This window comes from Streptomyces endocoffeicus (assembly GCF_016741935.1).
Classification (GTDB): Bacteria; Actinomycetota; Actinomycetes; order Streptomycetales; family Streptomycetaceae; genus Streptomyces; species Streptomyces endocoffeicus.
Genome location: NZ_JAERRG010000001.1, coordinates 924,916 through 934,620, shown reverse-complemented (window position 1 = coordinate 934,620; position 9,705 = coordinate 924,916). Strand labels below are relative to the sequence as shown.

The 9,705-nt window shown below is 73.0% G+C and carries 1 protein-coding gene; it reads left to right on the top strand.

Annotation, left to right across the window (positions count from 1 at the left end; all coding sequences use genetic code 11):
- The first annotated feature begins 32 nt into the window (after positions 1-32).
- Complete coding sequence (locus JK364_RS03865) at positions 33-9,650, top strand: type I polyketide synthase (protein WP_201847489.1); 9,618 nt, start codon at positions 33-35, stop codon at positions 9,648-9,650.
- Positions 9,651-9,705 lie beyond the last annotated feature (55 nt).

Sequence of the window (9,705 nt, the reverse complement as noted above, 5' to 3'; positions counted from 1 at the left end):
AACTCACAGAGTGTTTCAAGGGGCTGGGGATAGTGGCGGAAGACGAAAAACTCCTTGACTACCTCAAGAAGGTGACGGCTGACCTGCGTCAGGCTCGTCGGCAACTTCGACAGGTGGAGGAGCGGGACCGGGAGCCCATCGCCATTGTGGCGATGAGCTGCCGGTACCCCGGGGGCGTGAAGACGCCGGAGGAGCTGTGGCGGCTCGTCGCCGAGGGCGGCGACGCCATCACCGAGTTCCCTCCTGACCGGGGCTGGGACGTCGATGGTTTCTTCGACCCCGACTCGGAGCGGTCCGGCACCTTCTCCGTCCGCGAGGGCGGATTCCTGGAGACCCCCGGCGACTTCGACCCCGGCTTCTTCTCCATGAGCCCGCGGGAGGCGCTCGCCACCGACCCCCAGCAGCGGCTGCTGCTGGAAACCGCCTGGGAGGCGTTCGAGCGCGCCGGAATCGACCCGGCGTCGGTGCGGGGCAGCCAGGCCGGTGTGTTCGTCGGCGCCTCGCCCTCCGGCTACGGCGCCGGAGTGAGCGAGATGCCCGCGGACGTGGAGGGGCTGATGCTCGCGGGCAACGCCACCTCCGTGGTGTCCGGGCGGGTGGCCTACACCCTGGGCCTGGAGGGGCCCGCCGTGACGGTGGACACCGCGTGCTCGTCGTCGCTGGTGGCCCTGCACTGGGCCTGCCAGGCGCTCCGTCAGGAGGAGTGCTCACTGGCCCTGGCGGGCGGCGTCGCCGTCATGTTCACCCCCAGCATGTTCGTCGAGTTCAGCCGGCAGGGCGGGCTCGCCCCCGACGGACGGTGCAAGGCGTTCGGCGCGGGCGCCGACGGCACGGGGTGGGCGGAGGGCGTGGGTCTGCTGCTCCTGGAGCGGCTCTCGGACGCCCGGCGCAACGGCCACCCGGTGCTGGCCGTCATCCGCGGCTCGGCGATCAACCAGGACGGCGCGTCCAACGGTCTGACCGCGCCCAACGGTCCCTCGCAGCGGCGGGTGATCCGCCAGGCGCTGAAGAACGCCGGCCTGACGCCCGCTGATGTGGACGCGGTGGAGGCCCACGGCACGGGCACCTCGCTGGGCGACCCCATCGAGGCGCAGGCGCTGATGGCCACCTACGGCAAGGAGCGGCCGGAGAACAAGCCGCTGTGGCTGGGCTCGCTGAAGTCCAACATCGGCCACTCCCAGGCCGCCGCCGGTGTCGGTGGGGTCATCAAGATGGTGATGGCCATCCGGAACGGCGTGCTGCCCAAGACGCTCCACGCGGACGAGCCGTCCAGCCAGGTGGACTGGTCGGAGGGCGACATCCGGCTGCTGAACGAGTCGACCCCCTGGCCCGGGTCGGAGCAGCCCCGGCGGGCGGGTGTGTCCTCGTTCGGCATCAGCGGAACGAACGCGCACGCGATCCTGGAGCAGGCTCCGGAGGCCGAGGCGGCCGAGGTCGCCGAGGCCGAGGTCGCCGACGGACCGGTGGCCTGGGTGGTGTCCGGCCGCAGCGCGGCCGGCCTGCGGGCGCAGGCGGGCAGGCTGCGGGAGTTCGTGGCGGCCCGTCCGGAGCTGGGCGCCGCCGATGTGGCGTTCTCTCTGGTGGGGACGCGGTCGGTGTTCGAGCACCGTGGGGTGGTGACCGGGGCCGACCGCGAGGAGCTCCTGGAGCGGCTGGGCGCGTTGGCCGGGGATGAGGTCGCCTCGGGTGTCACGCGTGGCGTGGCGGATGTGCGGGGCCGTTCGGTCTTTGTGTTCCCCGGTCAGGGGGCGCAGTGGGCCGGTATGGCGGTGGGGCTGCTGGAGTCCTCGCCGGTCTTCGCGGAGGCGATCGGCGAGTGTGAGACGGCTCTGTCGGCGTATGTGGACTGGTCGCTGACGGATGTGCTGCGCGGGGTTGACGGTGCTCCCGGTTTTGACCGGGTGGATGTCGTTCAGCCGGTGCTGTTCGCGGTGATGGTGTCGCTGGCGAAACTGTGGCGTTCGATGGGCGTCGAGCCCGATGCCGTCATGGGCCACAGCCAGGGCGAGATCGCCGCGGCCTGCGTGGCCGGTGCGCTGTCGCTGGAGGACGCCGCCAAGGTGGTGACCTTGCGGTCGCAGGCGATCGCGGCGGGCCTTGCGGGCCGCGGTGGCATGGTGTCGGTCGGTCTGTCGGCGGACGAGGCCAAGGAGCGTATCGCCGCCTGGAACGGCGCGATATCGGTCGCCGCGGTCAACAGCCCCGGCTCGGTCGTGGTGTCCGGTGACCCGGGTGCGCTGGACGAGATGGTGGCGCGGCTGGAGGGTGAGGAGATCCGGGTTCGCCGGGTTCCGGTGGACTACGCCTCGCACTCGGCGCATGTGGAGGCGATCCACGAGGAGCTGCTGAAGGTCCTGGCGGATATCGCACCGCGTTCGTCGGAGGTGCCGTTCTACTCGACGGTGACCGGCGAGCTGGTGGACACCGCCGGTCTGGACGCGGAGTACTGGTACCGCAACCTCCGGCAGACCGTCGAGCTGGAGGCCACCACCCGCACCCTCCTCGGCAAGGGACACGCCACCTTCATCGAGGTGAGCCCGCACCCCGTGCTCACCCTTCCGGTTCAGCAGACCGTCGAGGCCGCAGAGGCGCAGGCCGTGGTCGTGGGCACGCTGCGGCGTGACGAGGGCGGCCTGGAGCGCTTCCTGACCTCCGCCGCCGAGGTGTTCGCGCGTGGCAAGAAGGTCGATTGGCTCACCACACTGGAGGGCCGTGGCGCCCGCCCTGTCGAGCTGCCGACCTACGCCTTCCAGCGCGAGCGCTACTGGCTGGACGGATTCGGCCTGTCGCCCGACGGAGGCGTGGCCGATGCCACCGGCTCCGTCGACGCGCGGTTCTGGGACGTGGTGGAGCGCCAGGACCTGGAGTCGCTGGCGGGCGCGCTGGCGGTCGACAGCGAGGCGCCGCTGAGCGCGGTGCTGCCCGCCCTGTCCGCGTATCACCGCAACAACCGCGACCAGTCCACGATCGACGGCTGGCGCTACCGGGTGTCGTGGAAGCCGTTCTCCGACGTCGCCGACGGCTCGCTGTCGGGGACGTGGCTGGTGGTGGTTCCGGCGTCCCGCGCCGAGGACGAGCTGGTCTCGGAGGTCGTCGCCGGGCTCGAGCGGCACGGTGCGGGCGTGGTCCCGGTCGCGGTGGACGAGCGGGACCTCGACGCGGACGCGCTGGCGGAGCGGCTGCGCGAGCTGGCCGAGCAGGCGCCTGAGCTGGGCGGTGTGCTGTCGCTGCTGGCCCTGGACGAGGAGCCCTGCCCGGGGTATCCGGCGCTGTCGGGCGGCTATGCGCTGACCCTGGTGCTGGTGCGGGCCATGGTGGGGGCCGAGATCCCGGTCCGGTTGTGGTGCGGTACGCGCGGCGCCGTGACCGTGGGCCGTTCCGACCGGCTCACCAGCCCGACGCAGGCGATGGTCTGGGCGCTGGGCCGGGTGGCCGGGCTGGAGTTGCCTCCGCTGTGGGGCGGTCTGGTCGATCTGCCCGAGTCGCTTGATGAGCGCGGTGCGGCGCGGCTGGCCGGTGTGCTGTCCGTCGAGGGCGGCGAGGACCAGGTCGCGGTGCGCGGCTCCGGTGTCTTCGTACGCCGTCTGGTGCGGTCGGCCCCGGCCGTCGGCGAGGACACGTCGTGGCGTGCGCGTGGCACGGTGCTGGTCACCGGTGGCACGGGCGGGCTCGGCGGCCAGGTGGCCCGCTGGCTGGTCCGTAGCGGTGCCGAGCACCTGGTGCTGACCAGCCGCCGCGGTCTCGAGGCCGAGGGCGCCGCCGAGTTGAAGGCGGAGCTGGAGGGCATGGGCGCCGAGGTGACGGTGGCCGCGTGTGACGCGGCGGACCGCGACGCGCTCGCCGCCGTCCTGGACGCCGTACCGGAGCACCGGCCGCTCACCGGAGTGGTGCACGCGGCGGGTGTCACGATCGCGGCCTCCCTGCTGGAGACCGAGCTCGCGGACGCGGCCCGGGTGGTATCGGGCAAGGTGGCGGGCGCCGTCAACCTGGATGAGCTGCTCGGCGACCGCGAGCTCGACGCGTTCGTGGTCTTCTCGTCCATCTCCGGTGTGTGGGGCGGCGGCAGCCAGGGCGTCTACGGCTCCGGAAACGCGTTCCTGGACGCGCTGGTGGAGCGGCGCCGTGCGCGGGGCCTCGCGGGCACCGCCGTCTCCTGGGGCCCGTGGGCCGAGGGCGGCATGGCGACCCGGGACGACGCGGGGGAGCAGCTGGCGCGGCGTGGACTGCCCGCGATGGCACCCCAGTTGGCGATCGCCGCGCTGGAGCGCGCGGTGGCCGGTGACGACGGTGTGGTGACGGTCGTGGACGTGGACTGGGAGCGGTTCGCGCCCTCGTTCACCGCGGTCCGCCCCAGCCCGTTGCTGAGCGACCTCGACGAGGTCCGGGCGCTGGAGACGAAGGGCGACGGTGGCGAGAGCGCCGACGCCGCCGGGGCGCAGCTGCGCGAGCGGCTGAACCCCCTCACCGAGGGCGAGCGGGACCGGGCGCTGCTCGATCTGGTGCGCAAGCACGCCGCCGCCGTGCTCGGCTACGCCGCCGCGGAGATGATCGAGCCGAACCGGGCCTTCCGCGATCTGGGCTTCGACTCGCTGACCGCGGTGGACCTGCGCAACCGGCTGGCCGCCGAGACCGGTCTCAGCCTGCCCGCCACGCTGGTCTTCGACTACCCCAGCGCCGGCACGCTCGCGGCGCATCTGCGCACCGAGGTGCTGGGCACCTCGTCCCCGGCGCTCGCCGCCGGGACCGGGGCCGTGGCCGGGTCCGGCGCGGACGACGAACCCATCGCGATCGTCTCCATGAGCTGCCGCTTCCCCGGCGGGGTGCGGAGCCCCGAGGACCTGTGGCAGCTGGTCGAGAGTGGCGGCGACGCCATCTCGTCCTTCCCGTCGGACCGCAGCTGGGACCTGTCGGGCATGTACGACCCGGACCCGGACCGGCCGGGCAAGTTCTACGCCCGCGAAGGCGGATTCCTCTATGACGCGGGCGAGTTCGACCCCGGCTTCTTCGGGATCTCGCCCCGTGAGGCCCTGGCCACCGACCCGCAGCAGCGGCTGCTGCTGGAGACCTCCTGGGAGGCGTTCGAGCGGGCGGGCATCAACCCCACGTCGGTGCGGGGCAGCCAGGTCGGTGTGTTCGTCGGCTTCTCGGGCTCCGGATACGGCACCAACCTGGAGACGGTGCCCGAGGAGGTCGAGGGCCTGCTGCTGACCGGCAACGCGGGCAGTGTCGTCTCCGGCCGTCTCGCCTACACCTACGGTCTGGAAGGCCCCGCCGTCACGGTGGACACGGCCTGCTCGTCGTCGCTGGTGGCCCTGCATCTGGCCTGCCAGTCGCTGCGTCAGGGCGAATGCTCCATGGCGCTGGTCGGCGGTGTGGCGGTGATGGCCACCCCGATGGCGTTCGTCGAGTTCAGCCGGCAGGGCGGGCTCGCCCCGGACGGCCGCTGCAAGCCGTTCTCGGCCGCGGCGGACGGTACCGGCTGGAGCGAGGGCGCCGATGTGCTGCTCGTGGAGCGGCTCTCGGACGCCCGGCGCAACGGCCACCAGGTGCTGGGCATCGTGCGGGGCTCGGCCGTGAACCAGGACGGTGCGTCCAACGGCCTGACGGCGCCCAACGGCCCGTCCCAGCAGCGGGTGATCCGCCAGGCGCTGGCCAGCGCCGGGGTGTCCGCCGCCGAGGTGGACGCGGTGGAGGCGCACGGCACGGGCACCTCGCTGGGTGACCCGATCGAGGCGCAGGCGCTGCTGGCCACGTACGGCCAGGAGCGGACGGAGGGCCGCCCGCTGTGGCTGGGCGCGCTGAAGTCGAACATCGGGCACACCCAGGCCGCGTCCGGACTCGCCGGCGTCATCAAGATGATCATGGCGATGCGGCACGGTGTGCTGCCGAAGATGCTGCATGTGGACGAGCCGTCGCCGCAGGTGGACTGGTCGGCGGGTGAGGTGCGGCTGCTGACCGAGGCCACCGAGTGGCCGGAGACGGGCCAGCCGCGCCGGGCCGGTGTCTCCGCGTTCGGCGTCAGCGGCACCAATGCGCACGCCATCATCGAGCAGGCCCCGTCGGACGCGGAAGACGAGCGACCGGCCGAGGTGACGGCTCCCGACGACCGTGGCACGGCTCCCTGGACGCTCTCCGCCCGGAGTGCTGACGGGCTGCGCGCCCAGGCGCGGCGGCTGCGGGCCCACCTGACCGCACGGCCCGAGCTGAGCCTGAAGGACGTGGGCTATTCCCTGGTCGCCACCCGGTCGGTGTTCGAGCACCGTGCCGTGCTGACGGGGGCGGACCGCGCGGAGCTGCTGCGCGGGCTCGAGGCCGTCGCCACCGGTGAGGAGGCCCCCGGGGTCGTGCGCTCGGTCGCCACTCCGACGGGAATCACCGCCTTCCTGTTCTCGGGCCAGGGTGCGCAGCGCCTGGGCATGGGGCGGGAGTTGTACGAGGCGTTCCCGGTGTTCGCCCGTGCCCTGGACGAGGTGTGCGCGCACCTCGATGTGCTGCTCGACCGTCCGCTGAAGGACGTGATGTTCGCCGCGGAGGGCAGCGCGGACGCCGAACTGCTGGATCAGACGGCGTTCACCCAGCCCGCGCTGTTCGCGGTCGAGGTGGCGCTGTTCCGGCTGCTGTCCGCGTGGGGCGTCGCACCGGATGTGGTGATCGGCCACTCCATCGGTGAGATCGCGGCCGCGCAGGTGGCCGGGGTGTTCTCGCTGGAGGACGCCTGCACGCTGGTGGCCGCCCGTGGCCGTTTGATGCAGGCGCTGCCCGAGGGCGGCGCGATGGTCGCGATCGAGGCGTCGGAGGAGGAGGTCGCTCCGTCGCTGGCCGGTCGTGCGGCCGAGGTGAGCATCGCCGCCGTCAACAGCCACGCCTCCGTGGTCATCGCCGGTGACGAGGGTGCGGCGCTGGAGATCGCCGGGCAGTGGGCGGAGCAGGGCCGTAAGACCCGCCGCCTCCGCGTCAGCCACGCGTTCCACTCGCCCCGCATGGACGCCATGCTGGACGACTTCCGCAAGGTCGTCGAAGGGCTGTCGTTCGCCCCGCCGGCCATCGCCCTGGTGTCCAACGTGACGGGCAAGTCGGCGGGCGCCGATGAGGTGTGCTCGCCGGAGTACTGGGTGCGCCATGTGCGCGAGGCGGTGCGCTTCGCGGACGGGATGCGCTCCCTGGAGAACACGGGCGCGACCAGGTTCTTCGAGGTGGGCCCGGACGGTGTGCTCTCGGCGATGGCGCGGGAGTGCCTGACCGCCGACGAGGCCTCGGCTCCCGTCGTGGTGCCGGCGCTGCGCAAGGACCGCCCGGAGGCCCAGGCGCTGACGACGGCCCTGGCCGAACTCCACGTCCACGGCGTCACCGTGGACTGGGAGGCCCTGTGCGCCGGCCAGGACGTCCGGCGGGTCGAGCTGCCGACGTACGCGTTCCAGCGGCAGCGCTACTGGCTGGACGCCCCCGAGAGCGACGCCTCCACCGCGTCCGCCTCCGCGGACACGGTCGACGCCCGGTTCTGGGACGCGGTCGAGCGCGCGGACCTGGAGGCGCTGACCACCGCGCTGCACGTGGACGGAAACGCCTCGCTCACCGAGGTGCTCCCCGCCCTGTCGTCCTACCGCAAGGGCCATCGTGAGCGCTCGACGGTGGACGGCTGGCGCTACCAGATCGCGTGGACCCCGGTGTCCGAGCTCTCGGAGCGGACGCTCACCGGCACCTGGATGGTCATGGTCCCGGCCTCGTACGCCGACGACGAGCTGGTCACCTCGGCGGTGGCCATGCTGGAGCGGCAGGGCGCGGAGGTGGCGCGGATCGCCCTCGACGGCGCGGCGGACATCGACCGCGCGGCGGTCGCCGAGCGGCTGCGCACGACGGCCGAGGGCGCGCCGGACGGGGCCGTCAGCGGGGTCCTCTCCCTGCTGGCCCTGGACGAGAGCCCCAGCCCCGAGCACGCGGTCGTGCCGCAGGGGCTCGCGCTGAACCTCGTCGCGTTGCAGGCACTCGTGGACGCCGGTGTCGAGGCCCCGCTGTGGGTGGCGACGCGAGGCGCCGTGTCGGTGACCGGATCCGACACCCTGCGCAGCGCCGCCCAGGCGCAGATGTGGGGCCTCGGCCGGGTCGCCGGTCTGGAGCACCCGCGGCTGTGGGGCGGTCTGGTCGACCTCCCGGAGACGCTCGACGAGCGGGCCGCGGCCCGGCTGTCCGATGTGCTGGGCGGCGGCGCCGGCGAGTTCGAGGACCAGGTGGCGGTGCGCACGTCCGGCGTGTTCACCCGGAGACTGGTGCGGGCCACCGTGCCGCGGACCACGGCCCGGCCGTGGAGCGCGCGGGGTTCGGTGCTGGTGACCGGCGGCACCGGGGGAGTGGGCAGCCAGGTGGCCCGGTGGCTGGCAGGCGCCGGCGCCGAGCACCTGGTGCTGACCAGCCGCCGTGGCCCGGAGGCCGACGGCGCGGCCGAACTGCGCGACGAACTCACCGCGCTGGGCGCGGACGTGACCATCGCGGCATGCGACACCGCCGACCGCGAGGCCCTGGCCGCCGTACTGGCCGCCATCCCGGAGCGGTATCCGCTGAACGCCGTCGTACACGCGGCGGGTGTCCTGGACGACGGTGTCCTGGACGCGATGTCGGTGGAGCGGGTCGCGGGCGTGCTGCGTCCCAAGGTGGACGGGGCCCGCAATCTGCACGAGCTGACCGAGGGTCTCGACCTGTCCGCGTTCGTGCTGTTCTCCTCGCTCGCCGGAGCCATCGGCGGCGCCGGGCAGGGCAGTTACGCGGCGGCCAACGCCTACCTCGACGCCCTGGCGCAGCAGCGCCGGGCCCAGGGCCTGGCGGCCACCTCGGTGGCCTGGGGCCCGTGGGCCGAGGGCGGCATGGCGGTCGACGGGGCGCTGGAGGACCGGCTGCGGCGCGGCGGCATGGCCGCGATGACCCCGGAGCTGGCGGTCAAGGCCCTCCAGCAGGCCCTCGACCTGGAGGAGACCAACCTGGCCGTCGCCGACCTCGACTGGGAGCGATTCGTACCCTCCTACGTCGCCGTACGGGCCAGCCGGCTGCTGGACGAGGTGCCCGAGGCGCGGCGGATCCTGGAAGCCGCGATCGGCGATGGCACCGCCGCGCAGTTGGAGACCGGTGGCTCGGAACTGCGCGAGCGGCTCGCCGGAATGTCCGAGGCGGAGCAGGAACGAGCGCTGCTCGACCTGGTCACCACCCAGGTGGCGATGGTGCTCGGCTTCCCGTCGGTGGAGTCGGTCGAGTCCCAGCGGGCCTTCCGCGAACTCGGCTTCGACTCGCTGACCGCCGTCGAACTGCGCAACCGGCTCGACGCGGCGACGGGCCTGCGCCTGCCCGCGACGATCATCTTCGACCACCCGACGCCCGTGGCGCTCGCCCGCCGGCTGCGTACCGACGTCGTGCAAGACGGGGTCTCGGCGGCCGCACCGATCCTCGGCGAGCTGGACCGGATCGAAGCGGCGATGGCCACGATCTCCGCCGACGACGTGGACCGGCCGAGGATCACCACGCGCCTGCAGACACTCCTTCTGAAGTGGGGAGAGGCGGAACAGGAATCGCCCACCTCGGGCAAGAAGGCGGTTTCGGACAAGATTCAGTCGGCGACATCGGACGAGATGTTCGACTTCATCGACAAGGAGCTCGGGATCTCCTGAGCTGGCGCGGTCGGTTCCCGAGGGTCGTTCCTTACTACTTCCATGGGTGACATAA